13 protein-coding genes are annotated in these 16,278 nt (G+C 76.2%); 4 read left to right on the top strand and 9 right to left on the bottom strand.

The window, feature by feature from the left end; genetic code table 11:
- Positions 1-143: 143 nt before the first annotated feature.
- The gene (locus tag REH70_RS16785) at positions 144-1,892 is read right to left on the bottom strand and encodes a DUF222 domain-containing protein (RefSeq protein ID WP_310749055.1); all 1,749 of its coding nucleotides are present in this window, start codon (positions 1,890-1,892) and stop codon (positions 144-146) included.
- An 826-nt stretch (positions 1,893-2,718) separates the two neighbouring features.
- Between REH70_RS16785 and REH70_RS16780 the strand changes: the two genes are divergently transcribed.
- Positions 2,719-3,507 (top strand): type 1 glutamine amidotransferase, encoded by a 789-nt coding sequence (locus REH70_RS16780; protein WP_310749053.1) that lies wholly within the window; start codon positions 2,719-2,721, stop codon positions 3,505-3,507.
- A 35-nt stretch (positions 3,508-3,542) separates the two neighbouring features.
- Here the strand turns inward: REH70_RS16780 and REH70_RS16775 are convergent, their stop codons facing one another.
- From REH70_RS16775 to REH70_RS16760, 4 genes are all read right to left on the bottom strand, one after another.
- A complete protein-coding gene (locus REH70_RS16775) occupies positions 3,543-5,255 on the bottom strand; it encodes an LLM class flavin-dependent oxidoreductase (RefSeq protein WP_310749051.1) in 1,713 nt (570 codons plus the stop codon).
- A 79-nt stretch (positions 5,256-5,334) separates the two neighbouring features.
- On the bottom strand, positions 5,335-6,999 hold the full coding sequence (locus REH70_RS16770; protein WP_310749049.1) for a DNA repair helicase XPB: 1,665 nt from the start codon (positions 6,997-6,999) through the stop codon (positions 5,335-5,337).
- Positions 6,996-8,345 carry a helicase-associated domain-containing protein gene (locus REH70_RS16765; RefSeq protein ID WP_310749047.1) on the bottom strand — a complete coding sequence of 450 codons (1,350 nt, stop codon included), beginning with the start codon at positions 8,343-8,345 and terminating at the stop codon, positions 6,996-6,998. Before REH70_RS16765 ends, REH70_RS16770 begins: the two co-directional genes overlap by 4 nt.
- Before the next feature lie 405 nt (positions 8,346-8,750).
- Positions 8,751-9,302 carry a hypothetical protein gene (locus REH70_RS16760; protein WP_310749045.1) on the bottom strand — a complete coding sequence of 184 codons (552 nt, stop codon included), beginning with the start codon at positions 9,300-9,302 and terminating at the stop codon, positions 8,751-8,753.
- A 90-nt stretch (positions 9,303-9,392) separates the two neighbouring features.
- Between REH70_RS16760 and REH70_RS16755 the strand changes: the two genes are divergently transcribed.
- Genes REH70_RS16755 through REH70_RS16745 form a run of 3 tightly spaced genes read left to right on the top strand, consistent with a single transcriptional unit; the run spans position 9,393 to position 13,876 of the window.
- Positions 9,393-9,776, top strand: coding sequence for a cold shock domain-containing protein (locus REH70_RS16755; protein ID WP_310749043.1), 384 nt, complete (start codon positions 9,393-9,395; stop codon positions 9,774-9,776).
- A 3-nt stretch (positions 9,777-9,779) separates the two neighbouring features.
- Positions 9,780-10,727, top strand: a complete 948-nt coding sequence (locus REH70_RS16750) for a DUF3027 domain-containing protein (RefSeq protein ID WP_310749041.1) — start codon at positions 9,780-9,782, stop codon at positions 10,725-10,727.
- Positions 10,724-13,876 (top strand): sacsin N-terminal ATP-binding-like domain-containing protein, encoded by a 3,153-nt coding sequence (locus REH70_RS16745; RefSeq protein WP_310749039.1) that lies wholly within the window; start codon positions 10,724-10,726, stop codon positions 13,874-13,876. The genes REH70_RS16750 and REH70_RS16745 overlap by 4 nt, the downstream gene beginning before the upstream one ends.
- Positions 13,877-13,975: 99 nt before the next feature.
- Here the strand turns inward: REH70_RS16745 and REH70_RS16740 are convergent, their stop codons facing one another.
- From REH70_RS16740 to REH70_RS16725, 4 genes are all read right to left on the bottom strand, one after another.
- A complete protein-coding gene (locus tag REH70_RS16740) occupies positions 13,976-14,230 on the bottom strand; it encodes a DUF2530 domain-containing protein (protein ID WP_310749037.1) in 255 nt (84 codons plus the stop codon).
- A gap of 119 nt (positions 14,231-14,349) precedes the next feature.
- A complete protein-coding gene (locus REH70_RS16735; protein ID WP_310749035.1) occupies positions 14,350-14,730 on the bottom strand; it encodes a flagellar assembly protein FliW in 381 nt (126 codons plus the stop codon).
- Positions 14,727-15,689 (bottom strand): flagellar hook-associated protein 3, encoded by a 963-nt coding sequence (locus REH70_RS16730; protein ID WP_310749033.1) that lies wholly within the window; start codon positions 15,687-15,689, stop codon positions 14,727-14,729. The genes REH70_RS16735 and REH70_RS16730 overlap by 4 nt, the downstream gene beginning before the upstream one ends.
- A gap of 2 nt (positions 15,690-15,691) precedes the next feature.
- A complete protein-coding gene (locus REH70_RS16725; RefSeq protein WP_310749031.1) occupies positions 15,692-16,189 on the bottom strand; it encodes a flagellar basal body rod C-terminal domain-containing protein in 498 nt (165 codons plus the stop codon).
- Between the last annotated feature and the right edge of the window lie 89 nt (positions 16,190-16,278).

The following is a 16,278-nucleotide window of genomic DNA, read 5'->3' as shown; positions in this document are numbered from 1 at the left end:
GCGGCCGCCGGACGGGCGGCGGCGCGGTGAGCATGGTCCGCAGGTCATGCCGGCCCTCCTCTCTCACGGCTCATCACCGTTCTCATGCATGGCTCGTCACCGTTCCCAAGCCGCCAGGAACGACGCCGGTGCCCGCATCCCTGTCACCGGGTCGGTCGCCCACGACAGCCCGAGGTCATCGGTCGCCTCGCGGCCCAGCTCAGCGCGCGCGCTGGGCACCACGGCGCTGCGCTCAGCTTGCTCGGCCCCGGTGCCAGCCCCGGCGAATGGCGGATCCGCGGTCGACGAGCACGGGGCATCGGGCGGCGATCCCTTGGGCAGGGGGCCGGTTGGTTGTGCCGCGCGCCCTCGACGACGGGCATGGTCGGTGGAGGAGGTGGCGCCGCGACGTCTGCGCCGATCAGTCGTCCGCTGCGGTCGCGGAACCTGTAGGCGACCCGTGCGAGTGGTCGCGGTGGTCCGACACCGGCGCGGCTCCGATGACCAAGCGGCTCTGCGGTGCTGGTCGTCACCGCGGGTACGCGGGTGATGGTGAGGTCGCGTCGGTGGGTCTCGTGGTGGTGGAACGAGCACAGGGGAACGCCGTTGTCGGCGGAGGTCGGTCCGTCGTCGCGGTCCCACCAGGCGATGTGGTGGATCTCGCACCACCGTGCGGGTGCGTGGCACGAGGGCCACCCGCACTGCCTGTCGCGGGCGATGATCGCCTTGCGCAGCGCCCCGGTGAACAACCGTTGGGTGCGTCCCAGGTCGAGCAGCTCGCCGTGGGCGTCGATGACGACCCGGGTGATGTCGCAGTCGCACATCGCCGCAGCCAGCTCGGTGATCGGAACAGGGGTGCCGTCCTCCAACGTCGCCGGTGGGTAGCTCACAGGCACGGTTGTCGCCGAAGCCGCACGCGAGTCGCTGCCGGAGCCTGCCGCGCCCGGAGTGGGGCCGCCGGGATCCACCGTGCCCGCTCTCGTTCCGTCGCCCGTAGCGGTGCCCGTGGCCGTGCCTGTGGCCGTGCCCGTGCCCGTGGGCTTGGGCGTAGTCGTGCGCGTGCCCGTGGCCTCGCCGCCGGTGTCCCCGCTGCCGGTGTCCCCGCCGGTGTCCTTCGCGCGCCGTCGCCGGTCGCGCTCACGGCGTGCTGCCGCCCATGTCTCGGGGGTCATGATCATCGTGATCTGCGCCGGGACGTGCCCACCAGGCTTGGTGTCCACCGACGCGAGCACCCGGGTGACCATCTCGGTCAGGGCGTCGGCGCGGCGCTCGCCCGGGTCGCGGTCGTCGTCCTCTGCTGGGCGTGGGGTCAGCGCCTCCAACGCCAGCGCGAGCCGGTGCCCGGCGATCGTGTCCAGGCGCCCTTTGAGGTACGTGCCGGTCGTGGCGTGGGTCAGGTGCAGGTACCGCTCAGCCCGCCGCGCCTGGTGGTCGCGTTCCAACCCGTCGGGGTCGACGGTCGCGGCCCACCGGTCCACGGTGATCTGGAACGTCGCGGCGTCCTGCCGCTGCGCCACCTCGACCAGCGCCTCCTGCACCGCCGGGGCGGCCAGTGCCTGGCGCTGCACCGGGGTGCCGGTCGCGGCGACCTTCCCCAGCACCGCGGCGTGCCCGATCGTGATCAGCCCCGCGGTCACCGCCGCCGCGGCCGCCGGGGCGGCGTCCAGCTGCTCGGCCTGCCGCACCTGCCCACCCGCCGCCCGCACACCCGTCCCCGAGACCCGCCCCCGCGCCGCCTCGTACGACCGGTCACCCGCACCCCGCCACGCCCCGGCATCCCGGTCGGCCACCAGCACCCCGGCCCGCACGACGCTCAGACCGTCGATCACCCGGTCCAGATCCGCCAACAACACCGACCGGTCCTCGCCCGTCCACCCCGCCGCGCCGGCGACCTGCCCGGTCAACGCCGTCATCACCGACACCAGGGTCCGCCCCGAGGCGAGCGCCGCCACGGACCGGGCCGGCGCACCGGCCGAGGCCGGGGGTCGGCTGTGCCAGGCGCGGCAGCACCGGGGAATGCAGTGGCGCCCGTAGGCAGGGCAGCGTCGGTTGCAACACCGGCGCCCGCGAGCGAGACGGCATCTGTTGCAACACCGGCGCCCGCGAGCGAGACGGCATCTGTTGCAACACCGGCGCCCGCGAGCGAGACGGCATCGGTCGAGACAGCGGCGTCCACCGACGGCTCGGTACCGGAGGAGGCATCGGCACCGGGAGAGACACCGGCGTCGGTCAACGGTGCGGCATCACCCATGGCCATGGGGCTATGGATCGTGACGACGGTCGGAGTGGCTGCCTGGGGCAGGCGACGCGCAGGTGTGGTGTCTGCCGTCATCGCCGCCACCTCCTCGCTTCGAACGCCTGTTCGAAGTCTACCGCTGGGGTCTGACACGCAGTGGAGGGAGGCAGACACTGTGGATGGCGATCTGGAAAGCGGCACGGGGCCGCCGGGTGGCGCACGGCTTTCGGCCATCGAGTGCTGCACAGTCGACCAGCGCACAGTCGGCCGGGGTACAGGTGACCGGCGCACAGTCGACCGGGCATAGCTGACCGACGCGCAGCGGACTCCTGAACAGCCCGACTGCCATCCAGCTGACTGCCAAACAGTGCGACTGCCGTACATCCCTGCCGTCGTCCCTGCCGTGCCCGCCGCACCACCGCCCGCCGCACCACCGCCCGCCGCACCACCGCCCGCCGTACAGCCGGCCGCCGGAAGGCCCCGCCCCCGGCTACGGTCACCCGGTGACCGATCCCCGCCGCCCCGACCAGGCCGCCGGCCCGCGCGTCGTGACCGTCGTCCAGCACGAGGACGGCGTCCCCCTCGACCTCTTCGAGCAGTGGTTGGCCCCGCTCGAGATCCGCGTCCTCCGTGCCCACCGCGGCGACCCGATCCCCACCGGCCCGGCGGACGTCGGCGACGGGCTCATCGTCCTCGGCGGCACCATGGACGCCTACGCGGACGACGTCGCGCCGTGGCTCCCGGCCACCCGCGCGCTGCTGGCCGCGGTCGCCGCCGCCGACGACGTACCGGCGCTCGGGATCTGCCTCGGCGCGCAGCTCCTCGCGGTCGCCTGCGGCGGGCACGTGGACGTCGGCGCAGCCCCCGGCCGCGAGGTCGGTGCCGTCGAGGTCAGCTGGGGCGACGCGGCGGGCGGGGACCCGCTCGTCGGTGCCCTCGCCCGGCACCCGCGGGGCACCACGCGGTTCCCGACGATGCACTCCGACGCGGTGACGCGGCTGCCGGACGGCGCGGTGCCGCTCGGGTCGTCGTCGCTCTACCCGCACCAGGCGTTCCGGGTCGGCGGCGCGTGGGGGTGCAGTTCCACCCCGAGACGTCCGCACCGACGTTCCGGCGCTGGGCCGAGGCGGAGCGGGACGTCGACGTCGACGTCGACGCCGCCGTCGCGGAGTACGACCGGCACGCGGACGAGGCCGCCGTTGCCGGCCGGGTGGTGGCCCGGGCGTTCACGGCGCTGGTCGAGCGCCGCGCGGCGTCACAGGGCCGCGCCCGCTGACGTCGGCCGCCCGTGACGACGCCGTCCACCGCGGGCGGTACGTCGTCCCGGTCAGTGCATCCCGAGGCGCGCCAGCGGCTCGACGAGCTCGCGCTCCTCGTAGGCGAGGTGGGACAGCAGCGTGTCGGTCAGCAGGTCGACCGCCGCGCGCAGCCCCGGCATGCCGTCCGGACCGGACACGAGCCGGACGAGCGCCCGGTCGACGCCCTCGAGGACGTCGTGGATCACGTGGTGCTCCTGCTCGAGCCGGTCGATGACCGGCGCCAGACGCTCGTCCGAGCGGCGCAGGTGCGGGAACATGCTGCGGTCCTCGAGCGTGTGGTGCGTCGTGACGACCCGGCAGTAGCTCTCGCAGTAGGTGCCGAGCACCCAGCTGTTCTGCCGCATGGTCATCGTGTTGATGTGCGAGCGGGCGACGCCGACATCCATCGACCCGGCCTCGACCTGGTCCACGAGGTCCCGGACGCGCGCCAGCTCGGCGCGCAGGTGATCGTGGACGTCGACGAGGTGCTGCCCCGTCGCGAGCTCCTCCGCGGTGTACGTGCGGTCGGCGTCGGGCGCCGGGCCCTGCGGCCGCGAGGCCTCGTCCCACGGCTGCTCGGCGACGAGGCGGACCCCGTCGTCGGGCGTGGGCGCCACGGCGAAGGGTGAGCCGCCGCGCACGGCGCCGCCCGGCCCGCGAGGCGCGGTTCCCGCCGTGCTTCGCGCGGCGCCGCTCCCCGATGCCCCCGACGCCGCCCCGTCGCGCCCGGCCGCCGACGCCGCCTCGACGCGCTCCGGCGCCGTGCGACCACCGTCGGCCCGACCACCGTCGGCCCGACCAGGCTCAGCCCGATCAGCCTCCACCCCAGCCTCGGCCCGACCGGCCTCCGCCTCCGCCCGCTCCGCCGCCACGAGCTCACGGACCGCGGGCGCGACCTCCGCGGCGAACCGTCGCAGGTCGTCGGGGTCGTCGCTGCCGAGGATGAAGACGCTTACGCCGTCGTCGAGCGCGAACGCGGCGAGCTCCTCGGCCCACTGCTGCGGCGGGCCGTGCAGCGGCTCACGCCCGGACGGCCCGAAGCGACCGCTGATGTTGAGCAGCCGGCGGACGTCGGCGGGGGTGCGCCCGGCCTCGAGCGCGGCGTCGTCGACGATCGCGTTGCCACGGGCGAGGTCGCCGGGCTGCAGGTACCCGAGCGAGGGCAGCCAGCCGTCCGCGACCCGGCCGGTGAGGGCGAGCATCCGCGGCTTGTACGCCCCGAGCCAGATCTCCACCGGGTGCGCCGGCGCCGGGCCGCGCTTGGCGCCCCGGACGTGGTGGTGCTCCCCGTCGACCCGTACGCCGCCCCGCGCCGACGTGTCCCACAGCGCGCGGATCACCTCGACGGCCTCGGCGAGCGCGTCCACCGCCTGCCCGGGGCTCAGGCGCGGAGCGCCCATCGCCTCGATCGCGTCCCAGAACGCCCCGGCACCCAGCCCCAGCTCGACCCGGCCGCCGCTGAGCAGATCCAGGCTGGCGACGCTGCGGGCGAGCACGGCGGGCGGCCGCAGCGGCAGGCTCGCGACGTTGGGGGCGAGCCGCACCGACGTCGTCCGCGCGGCCACGACGCTCAGCAGGGTCCAGGTGTCGAGGAACCCCGGCTGGTACGGGTGGTCCTGCATCGTCACGAGGTCGAGCCCGACCGCCTCGGACAGCATCGCGAGCTCGGCGACGCGCTGGGGGTCGGCTGCGGTGGGCGTGAGGAACGAGCCGAGCTCGAGGGGATGGCCGAGGTCGGGCACGCGGTCTCCTGGGGTCGGGGGCGGCGGACCGCGGGGCGGGCCCGGTCAGCCGGTGGCAGCGGTCAGCCGGAGCAGGGGGTCAGGCGGTCGGCTCGGGCTCGGTGGTGAGGCCGAGGTCCTCGGCGTCGACGATCGTGTAGGCGTACCCCTGCTCGGCGAGGAACCGCTGCCGGTGGGCGGCGAACTCCTGGTCGACGGTGTCCCGCGCGACCACGGTGTAGAAGTGCGCCGTCCGGCCGTCGCCCTTCGGTCGCAGCAGCCGGCCCAGGCGCTGGGCCTCCTCCTGCCGAGACCCGAACGACCCGGACACCTGGATCGCGACGGACGCCTCGGGCAGGTCGATCGAGAAGTTGGCGACCTTGCTGACCACCAGCTTGGTGATCTCGCCGGCGCGGAACGCGTCGTACAGCCGCTGCCGCTCGGTGACCGTCGTCGCGCCCGTCAGGACCGGCGCGTCGAGGTGCTCACCGAGCTCCTCGAGCTGGTCGAGGTACTGGCCGATGATGAGCGTCGGGTCGCCCTCGTGCTTGGCGACGAGCTGCTCGACGACGCGGTTCTTGCCCGACGCCGTCGCGGCGAGCCGGTACTTCTCCTCCGGCTCGGCGGTCGCGTAGAGCATGCGCTCACGGTCCGGGAGGGTCAGGCGCACCTCGACGCAGTCGGCGGGCGCGATGTAGCCCTGCGCCTCGATGTCCTTCCAGGGCGCGTCGAACCGCTTGGGTCCGATGAGCGAGAACACCTCGTCCTCGCGGCCGTCCTCGCGCACGAGCGTCGCGGTCAGGCCGAGGCGGCGTCGGGCCTGCAGGTCGGCCGTCATGCGGAAGATGGGCGCCGGCAGCAGGTGGACCTCGTCGTAGACCACGAGGCCCCAGTCGCGGGCGTCGAGCAGCTCGAGGTGCGTGTACACGCCCTTCCGCTTGGTCGTGAGCACCTGGTAGGTCGCGATGGTGACCGGGCGGATCTCCTTGCGGGCGCCGGAGTACTCGCCGATCTCGTCCTCGGTGAGCGACGTCCGCTTGACCAGCTCGTCGCGCCACTGGCGGGCCGAGACGGTGTTGGTGACGAGGATGAGCGTCGTCGTGCCCGAGCGCGCCATGGCGCCCGCGCCGACGAGCGTCTTGCCCGCGCCGCAGGGCAGGACGACGACGCCCGAGCCACCGTGCCAGAAGCCGTCGATCGCCTGCTGCTGGTAGGGCCGCAGCGACCAGCCGGAGGTGTCGAGGTCGATGGGGTGCGCCTCGCCGTCGACGTACCCGGCGAGGTCCTCCGCCGGCCAGCCGAGCTTGAGCAGCACCTGCTTGAGGTGGCCGCGCTCGGAGGCGTGCACGACGACGTCGAGGTCGCCCAGGCGCTCGCCGACCAGGCCGGCGGTCCGGCGGGACTTGAGGACCTCCTCGAGCACCGCGCGGTCCACGGCGTGCAGCACGAGGCCGTGCGCCGGGTCGTTGACGAGCTGCAGGCGCCCGAAGCGGGACATCGTCTCGGCGACGTCGACCAGCAGGGCGTGCGGCACCGGGTAGCGCGAGTACTCCAGCAGCGCGGAGACGACCTGCTCGGCGTCGTGCCCCGCCGCCCGCGCGTTCCACAGGCCCAGCGGCGTCAGTCGGTAGGTGTGCACGTGCTCGGGTGCGCGCTCCAGCTCGGCGAACGGCGCGATCGCCCGGCGGCAGGCCTCCGCCTGGTCGTGGTCGACCTCCAGCAGCAGCGTCTTGTCGCTCTGGACGATCAGGGGTCCGTCGGTCATGAAGAGGAGTCCTCGGGGTCGATCGGGGTCACGGAGACGATGCGGTGCACGGCCACGGTCAGCTCGGCGTCGCGTGCGCTGTCGACGGCACGCACCCGGCCGCCGTCCACCCGCACCGGGCGGACCCGGCGCCGCTGCGGCGTGCCCTGCGGGCCGACCACCTCGAGCCAGACCTCACGTCCGTCCGCGACCGCCTCCCGCAGGGTGGCCAACGCCGCGACGGGGTCCCCTGTTCCCGTGCCGCCCGCCGCGGTCCCCGAACCGTCCCCGGACCGCTGGACGGCCTCCGCCCGCCGCAGCGCCGGCACCAGGGAGCGCAGCCGCTGGGTCGAGGCGGTGGACGTGACGACCGGCGCGGCGGGCCCGACGACGCCGCCCGCGCCGCGCCGGCGTCGGGCTCGGCCGACCACCCGGCGCACGAGCGGGCGGGCGAGCACGACCTGCCCGTCGGGGCGCTCCGCGGCGGGTGCGAGCCCGCGGGCGCGCAGCGCGGCGAGCAGTGCGGCGGGCCCGACCTGCGCGGCGAGCACGGTGGGCGCGAGCTGGACGAGCCCGAGCTCGGCGAGCGACGGGTCGTCCGCGAGCCCGGCGAGCAGCGTGGGGTCCTCCGAGCGCACGTACCCGCCCGCGCTGCCGACCCGCAGGCGGCCGTGGCGTCGCGCGGTGTCCCGCACGAGGTACTCCAGCGGCTGCGGCACCCGGCCGCGGGCGTGCGACCCGAGCTCGGCGAGCAGCTCGTCGGCGGTCTGCCCGGAGTCGAGCGCCTCCTCGACCGACTCGGCGGTGAACCGGACGGTCAGCGCCGCGCCACGCGACTCGACCCGGGTCGCGCGGTCGAGCAGCGCGGCGAGCGCCGGGGTCGGTCGTCCGGGGACGATGCCGGTCAGGTCACCCTGCAGCAGGACATCGTCGACCGGCGCGGGCAGCGCCGCGGCGAGCGCGCCGGCGACGTCGCCCGCCTCGGGGGCGAGCAGCGCGCGGCCCGCCCGGGACAGCGCGCCGGCGCCGAGCACGCCGAGGTGACCGGCCTCGCGCAGCATCGCCTCGACGGCGGCGGGCGGCGGGACGGACCGCGGCGAGCGCCAGCGCAGGACCGCCAGGACGTCGTCGGCGGACAGCGCGGTGCCGGGCTCGCGGGCCGCGACGACCTCGAGGACGGCGCGGCGCAGGCGCGGCGCCCACGGGCGGGCGAGCTCGGGGTCGAGGGCGGCCCGCAGCTCGCCGCGCTCGTCGCGGCCACCGACCACCCAGGGGGTGCGGTGCGTGGTGAGCCAGGCGCGGGCGAGGACGGCCCAGCGCTCGGCGAGGTCGGTGTCCCACCAGGCGTCGACGTCGACGGTGGGCACGAAGGCGGGGAGTCCTCGCCGTCGTCGACCACGAATCCCGCGGCACCGGCGAGCTCGATGACGAACGCGGCGACACCCTCGTCGACCTCGAGGGTCGCCGCGGCCCGGCGCAGCTCCCGGACGCCGAGCCCGCCCGAGCGCAGGACGTTCGGCGGGGTGCGCTCCCACAGGTGGACCAGCGCGGTGACGAGCCGGACGACCTCCTGCGCGGCGCTCGCCGACTCGGCCTCGACCGTGGTCTCGGGGTGCACGGTCCCGGGCGGGTGCGGGCAGTGGGTCGCGGGCTCGGCGTGCGTGCGACCGTTGCGCAGCGCGAGACCGACGGCGCGCGGCAGCACGACGTGCGCGGCGTCGGCCCGCGCGAGCAGTCCGTGGCGCAGCAGCCAGTCGACCGCGGTGCGCGTGTCACCCGCACCCCCGCGGGGCGGCGTCCGACCGGTGGTCCCCAGGTGAGCGCGTCCAGCACGCCGCGGGCTCCCGGTGGGGCGTCGGCGAGGACGGCCGCGATGTCGGCCGGGACGCCGTCGACCGCGGCGCCGAGCCCGGCGGGGTACGGGCCCAGCACCTCGGCCAGACCGGGGAGGGGCGCAGGGCGGCGTCGTCCCCCCAGAGCAGGCCGAGCGCGACGGCCTCCGCGACGGCGTCGTCCACCCCGGTGCGGGCGGTGCCCTGCGCGGTCGCGCCCACGGCGCGGGCGACGTCGGCCGCGGGGACCGCCCCGCCGGATCGGGCGGCGTCGTCGGACCCGAGCAGGGCGACCACCGACTCGAGCACCTGCAGCACCGAGGCGTCCACGCCGGCGAGGGCGCGCTCGAGGCTGACGCGGCTCGTGGCCCGCGCCGCGAGGGAGGCGATGGTGGACGGCGAGGGGTCGGCCAGGTCCGGGCGTCGAGCGAGGAGGTCGACGAGCTCGGGGTCGCTGCGGGCACGCAGGTGCTCGCTGAAGGTGGCCATCACCGGCCCACGGTACGCGGGCGTCGGCGGGCGCTGCCCGGCGCCGGTAAACTTGGCGACGTCAGCGTTGTCCGACGAGTCTTCGAGGTTCCAGTGCCCACCGGCAAGGTCAAGTGGTTCGACACCGAGCGTGGCTTCGGCTTCATCGCCAGCGACGAGGGTGATGAGGTCTTCCTTCACGCCTCGGCGCTGCCCGCAGGCATCGCCGCGCCCAAGCCCGGGACGAAGGTCGACTTCGGTGTCGCCGACGGCCGCCGCGGCCCGCAGGCGCTGTCCGTCAAGGTCCTCGACCCGGTCCCGTCGGTCGCCAAGGCCGCGCGCAAGCCCGCGGAGGACATGGCCGTGATCGTCGAGGACCTCATCAAGGTGCTCGACCGCGTCGGCAACGACCTGCGCCGCGGCCGGTACCCCGAGAAGGGCACCGGCGAGAAGTACGCCTCGCTGCTGCGCGCCGTCGCCGACAACCTCGAGGCATGAGGCATGCCCACCGCGACGAAGGACGCCGTCCTCGGCTCGGCCGTCGAGCTCGCCCGTGAGGCGGCCGTCGAGGTCGCGGAGAACCCCGATCACGTCGGTGAGCACCTCGGCGCCGTGACCGAGAGCGACCGGCTGGTCTCCCACCGGTTCGCCTGCACCGCCCCGGGGTACCGCGGGTGGCACTGGACCGTCACGCTCGCCCGGGTCCCGCGGGGCCGGTCGGCGTCGGTGTGCGAGGCCGTGCTGCTGCCGGGCGACGACGCCGTCCTGCCCCAGGCGTGGGTGCCGTGGGCCGAGCGGCTGCGCCCCGGCGACATCGGCCCCGGCGACGTCCTGCCGTTCTCGCCGGACGACCCCCGCCTCGTGCCCGGCTACGTGCCGACCGGCGACGAGGAGGAGGACCGCGTCGCGATCGAGGAGCTCGCGCTCGCCCGCGTCCGGGTGCTGTCCCCGGAGGGGCGCGACCGCGCGGCGGACCGCTGGTACGCGAGCACGCACGGCCCGACGGCGCCCGCCGCGCTCGCGGCCGCCGCGCCGTGCGGCAGCTGCGGGTTCCTCGTCCGGCTGAGCGGGTCGCTCGGCACGGTCTTCGGCGTGTGCGCGAACGAGTGGTCGCCCGACGACGGCAAGGTCGTCAGCGTCGACCACGGCTGCGGCGCGCACTCCGAGACGGACGTCGAGCCGCAGCCGAGCGAGTGGCCCGCCCCGGCGCCGTCGATCGACGAGCTGGACGTCGAGGTCGTCGCGCGGGCTGTGCCCGACGACGCCGCCGCGGCCGGGTCGGGTGACGACGCCGGTCCTGCCGACGCGTCCGATGCCGTCGCGACCGACGGCGAGCTCGCGGTCGACGCGGAGTCGGACCCGGACGCCGCCGCCGACCCGGTCACCGCGCCGCCGACCGACGCCGAGCCGACCGACCGGCCCGAGGCCGACACCCAGCCGGAGCAGTGACGCCCGACGCCTTCGGCACGGCGGCGCTGCGCGCTGCCGTGCTGGGGGCGTGGGCGGCGTCGCCCGCCCGGCTGCGGGAGGACGCCAACGCCGAGGAGGACTACGCCCGCGGCTGGTACCGCGACCGCGTCGTCGTCGAGCTCGCTCAGAACGCCGCCGACGCGGCCGCGCGGGCCGGAGTCCCCGGCCGTCTGCTGCTTCGGCTGACCCGCCAGGACGGTGGCGCCCAGCTCGTCGCCGCGAACACCGGTGCCCCGCTCGACGCCCCGGGCGTCGCGTCGCTCGCCTCGCTGCGCGCCTCCGCCAAGCGGGGCGGCGAGGGCGGCGTCGTCGGCCGGTTCGGGGTCGGGTTCGCGGCCGTGCGCTCGGTCGCCGACGAGGTCACGGTCGCCTCGACGTCGGGGGGCGTCCGGTTCTCCCTCGCACACACGGCCGAGACCCTTGCCGACCTCGCCGCCGACCACCCCGCGCTGGCCGAGGAGCTCCGCCGGCGCGACGGGTCGCTGCCCGCGCTGCGCCTCCCGCTGCCCGACGACGCCCGCCCGCCCGCGGGATACGACACCGCGGTGGTCGCGACCCTGCGCGACGACGTGTCCGCCGCCGACGTCGCCGGCCAGCTCGCCGCGGTCGGCGACCCGCTGCTGCTCGCGCTGCCGGCCCTGACCGAGGTGGTCGTCGAGGTGGACGACACCTGGGGTGGGGGTGACCGGCGGCTCGCCGACGTCGACCGCCGCTGGGTCGTCGTGCGCCGCAGCGGTCACCTCGACCTGGCCCTCGTGGCGGACCGTCCGGTCGAGGAGCGTGCCGCCCGTGACTGGCGGATCACCTGGGCGCTGCCACGGACCGGGGCCGTGCCGGGAACGGCGTCGCTCGGGCCGGGGACGCCGGGGACCACATCGGCGCCGACCGGCGTCGTGCACGCACCGACCCCCACCGACGAGACGACCGGCCTGCCCGCGCTCCTCATCGCGACCCTGCCGCTGGACCCGTCCCGGCGCCGCGTCCGCCGCGGGCCGCTCACCGACGTCCTGCTCGACGCCGCGGCCGACGCGTACGGCGACCTCGCCGCGCGCGTCGCGGCCGACGGGGGTGACCCGTTGACGCTGGTCCCGGTCGGGCTGCCGTCGGGGAGGTTCGACGCCGACCTGCGCGAGCGGGTGCTCGAGGCGCTGTCCCGCACGCCGCTGCTCGTGACCGCCGGCGCCGACGACCCAGCCACGCTCGTCGAGCCCCGCCGCGCGGTCGCCGTCGACGGAGCGGTCGGTCATGACCCGGGGGCGGTCGCCGCGCTGTCGGGGTGGGCGGCGAACCTCGTCACGCTCGGCCCCGGGCACACGACGCCCGCCCGCGCGCTCGGCGTCGAGGTGCGCGAGCTGTCCGATCTCGTCGAGGAGATGGCGCCGTCGGGCGACCCGTCACGGTGGCGCGCCCTGTACGAGGCGCTCGCGCCGCACGCCCAGGACGCCGTCGTCCGCGAGGCGCTGGCCGCGGTGCCGGTCCCGCTCGCCGACGGGCGCACGGTCCGCGGTGCGCGCGGGCTCGTGCTCGGCGCGGAGCGGCTCGGCGACGCCGCGGGGAAGGCGCTCGCGGTGCTCGCACGCTGGGGCGTGCGGCTCGTGCACCCGGCCGCGGCGCACGCGCTGCTGGAGCGGCTCGGCGCGGTCGCGCCCGACGGCGGCGGGCTGCTCGCCCTGCCGGCTGTCCGCGAGGCCGTCCTGGACGTCGGCGAGGACGACGACGACGCCCTCGCCGACGACGTCGCCGCGGCGGTCCTCACCCTGGTCACCGCCGCGGACGGCGACGGCGACCTCGCGTCCGACGGTGCCGTGCCGTCGAGCGGTGCCGTGCCGCCCGGTCATCGCGCGTGGCTCGGTCAGACGATCCTGCGGGCCGCCGACGGCGAGCCGACCCCCGCCGACGGGCTCGTCCTGCCCGGTTCGATCGCCGCCGACCTGCTCGACGACCGTGTGCTCGCACCGGTCGACGGCGCCCTCGTGGAGCGGTGGGGCGCGCACGTGCTCGCGGCGGTCGGGGTGCGCGACCACCTCGCCGTGACGACCGTGCCGGACGTGCTGCTCGAGACCGGCGCCGGCCTCCTCGGCGACGACACCGACCCCGGGGCGATCGCCGCGCGGTCCCTCGACGGGTGGGACGAGTACCTCGACGAGCTCGCGCACCGCCTCGGGACCGGGGCGTTCGTGGGGGACGTCGTCGCGGTCGCGGACCTCGACGCGGTGCGCGACGACGCGTGGCCGCGCGTCGTCGGGCACCTCGCGGGGGACCCGGAGCTGCGGCGGGCGCTGCTCGACCCGGTGCGTGCCGAGGGCGCGGCCGGCTCGCGCGGCGCGGGCGGGGCGCCGTCGTACACGGCGTGGTGGCTGCGCGAGCGGGCACCGGAGGAGCTCGGCCTCGGGGAGCCGTTCGCGCTGCCCGGCGCCCAGGCGGGTGTCGCGGCGCTGCTGCGACCCGCGCCGGCCTGGCTGCGCGAGGCCCGCACGCCGGACGGCGGCGCCGTCGACGACGCCGTGCTGCGCGCCGTCGGCGGGGTGCGGGTGCTCGGTGACCTGGATGCGTCGGGCTGGACCGACGTGCTCGACGCCGTCGGGCCCGTCGGCACCCGCGTCGACCCGGCGGTCGCCGCGGCCCTGTGGCGCGCGCTCGCCCGGGCCGCCGCGGACGGCGTCGTGCTCGAGGCGCTCCCCGAGCGGCTCCCGGCGCTCGTCCGACCGGGGAGGTGCGGCTGGTGCACGCCGACGACGCCGTCGTGCCGGACGGGCCGATGTGGCTCCAGCGCACCGACCTCGGGGCGCTCGTGCCCGTTCCCGCCGGTGACGCCGCCGCGCTCGCGACGCTGCTGGACCTGCCGCGGTGCGCCGACCTCGCGTCCGGTCAGGTCACCGAGGGGGACGACGACGGCGACGCCGGGATCGCGCCGACGCCGGGGGCCGCGCTCGCGCTGCTGCCCGGGGCGCCGACGACGTGGCGCGAGCACGAGGACCTGCACGTCGACGGCGTGCCGGTGGACTGGTGGGTCGAGGGGGACGGGGCGGACGCCGTCGTGCACGCGAGCCACCTCGCGGCGCTCGCGCGCGGGCTCGCCCAGGCGGCCGGGGCGTGGGGTGCGCGGCACGCGGTGGAGGTCGTGCTGACCGATCCCGGCCGGGCGCCGGAGCTCGTCACGGAGGCATTGGCCGACCCGGTCTGACCGGGGGCCTGTGCCGGCCGGCGTGCCGACGTCCCGCGTCCGGCTACGGGCGGTGGCGGTGCCGGCGGTCCCAGACCAGGCCGACGAAGCTTAGCGCGAGGCCCGCGGCGCAGCTCCAGACCGGCACGGCGTCGATCGTGCCGGTGCGCCACAGCACCGCGCAGACCACGAGGGCGATCGCCCAGATCGCGGCGCCGGCGGCGAACACGCGGCGCATGTCCACCTCGACCGCGGGCGGGTCGGGGCGTCGTCGGTCGGGTCGGAGGATCACCTCGAGGACGGGGGGCAGGCGGCGCACGGCGCTCAGGCTACGGCCACACGCGACAGGGCCGGGTGAGGGGCGTCCCCCACCCGGCCCTGTCGCTGTGCGACGGCGCGTGTGCCTGCGCGTGCGGCTGCGCAGCGGCTCGGCTCGGCTCAGCCGAGCGGCGCCTTGAGCGGCCAGCCGTCGAGGACCACCTGGGCCGCCGCACCGGTGGCCGGGTTGACCATGACCGGGGCGAGCAGGTTGGCCGTCGTCGGCGTGCCCTCGGCCCCGGGGTGCACGACGACCAGGAGGAGCGGGGCGGCGTCGTCGTCCAGGCCGAGGGCGGTCCGGGTGTCGGTGTCGACGTCCGGGGCGTAGCCCTCGAAGAACGCCTCGGGACGCACGACGAACAGGCGGACCGCCGGGTCGGCGAGGCTGCGCAGGGCGTAGAGCATGCCGCCGTCGTCCAGGCCGTCGAGGGAGTACTCGAGGTGGCCCGGCAGGCCGGGCAGCGGGGAGACCGGGTGGATCGCGGTCGGTGCGGTGCTCATCGCAGGAAGTCCATCAGAGTGGGCTGCAGCACGCGAGAGGCCGCGCCGAGGGCGGCCTGGTAGGCGACCTCCTGCATCTGGACCTCGATGATCGTGCCGGGCAGGTCGACGTCCTCGATGTCGGCGAGCTGGCTGGTGAGCGAGATCTTGGTCTCCATGGTCCGCGCGCCGGCGGCCTCGAGCTGCGACTGGCGGGCGCCGAGTGCCGTGAGCTGCTCGAGCATGTCGTCCCGGTGCGCATCGAGGGCGGTGAGCGACGGGCCCACCTCCTGTCCAGCCCGGAGCTTCGCGGCGATGTCGTCGAGCGTCGCGAACACCGACGTCTCGCCGGACCCGAAGGCCTTCGCGCCGTCGACGTCGACGCGCACGGTGGTGCTCGCGTCGACGCGGCGCTCGACCGCAGCCCCGGAGAAGGTGTCGAACGTGTACGGCGCGGGGATGGGCGCACCGGGGACGGCGGGCGCCGCGGGCCCGGCGGCCGGGGGCGTCGTGCCCGTCGGCTTCGGCGCCGGACCGGTGACGGCAGCACCGGCCGCGGTCCCGGCGAACACGGATCGACCCAGATAGGTGGTGTTCGCCTGGGCGAGCAGGACGTCGCGCAGGCCCTCGATCTCGACGGCCAGCGCCTCGCGGGACTCCTTGTTGAGCACGCCCGTGCTCGCGCCCTGGACGGTGAGGTCCCGGACCTGGCCGAGGGCCCCGAGCGAGCTCTGCAGTGCCGAGTCCGCGGTGGTGAGCCAGCCGCCACCGTCGGAGACGTTGCGGGCGTGCTGCTCGTTGGCGCGCAGCGCGCTCCGCAGCGACATCGCGGCAGCGGTACCCGACGGGTCGTCGGACGGCTTGGTGATGTTCTTCAGGCCCGAGAGCTTGCTCTGCAGGTCCGACATCGCCGAGAGGTTGTGCTGCATGTTGGTGAGCGTGGATCGCTGCACCGTCTGCTGTGTGACGCGGCCGATCATGGTCATCTCCCTACGACGCCGGTGCGGTTGATCAGGGTGTCGAGCATCTCGTCGATCGCGGTGAGCACGCGGGCCGCGCCCTCGTAGGCCCGCTGGTAGGCGAGCATGTTGACCGACTCCTCGTCGATGTCGACGCTCGCGCCGGCCAGCTGGATGCGCTCGGCGGTGCTCCGGGTGGCCTCGGCGACGGTCGCGCGCTGGGTGGCGGACCGGGAGTCGACCCCGAGGTCGACGACGAACGACGACCACTCGGCGTTGGGGCTCTTGGCGGCTGTGCCGAGCTGGGCGAGCGCGTCGGCGACCGAGCCGTCGCGCGGACCCCGGGCCGGGTCGGCGACGGCGATCGCGGACGTGTCCCTGACCGCCACCGCGAGTGACGCCGCGCTCCACGACGTACCGTCCGTCGGGACGGGGACGAAGAAGTCGCCACCCGGCGCGCCGCCGGGGGTGACCGCACCGCCGTGGATCGCGTTGACGGCGGTGACGAGCGACTTCGCCACCTCGTCGTAGGAGGCGGCGGCTTGGGTGAGGATGCCCCCTTGTCCGCCGGAGCCAGCGCGGTGACGAGCGCGGCGACCCGGCCACCATC

This window comes from Cellulomonas sp. ATA003, from assembly GCF_031582905.1.
GTDB lineage: Bacteria > Actinomycetota > Actinomycetes > Actinomycetales > Cellulomonadaceae > Pengzhenrongella.
The sequence above is the reverse complement of the archived record's forward strand: the minus strand, read 5'-3'. Positions and strand labels throughout refer to the sequence as shown.

Coding starts and splice junctions, on each gene's coding strand:
- REH70_RS16785 (WP_310749055.1), bottom strand. CDS start 1,892: ATGACGGCGTTGACCGGGCAGGTCGCCGGCGCGGCGGGGTGGACGGGC.
- REH70_RS16770 (WP_310749049.1), bottom strand. CDS start 6,999: ATGACCGACGGACCCCTGATCGTCCAGAGCGACAAGACGCTGCTGCTG.
- REH70_RS16750 (WP_310749041.1), top strand. CDS start 9,780: ATGCCCACCGCGACGAAGGACGCCGTCCTCGGCTCGGCCGTCGAGCTC.
- REH70_RS16735 (WP_310749035.1), bottom strand. CDS start 14,730: ATGAGCACCGCACCGACCGCGATCCACCCGGTCTCCCCGCTGCCCGGC.
- REH70_RS16730 (WP_310749033.1), bottom strand. CDS start 15,689: ATGATCGGCCGCGTCACACAGCAGACGGTGCAGCGATCCACGCTCACC.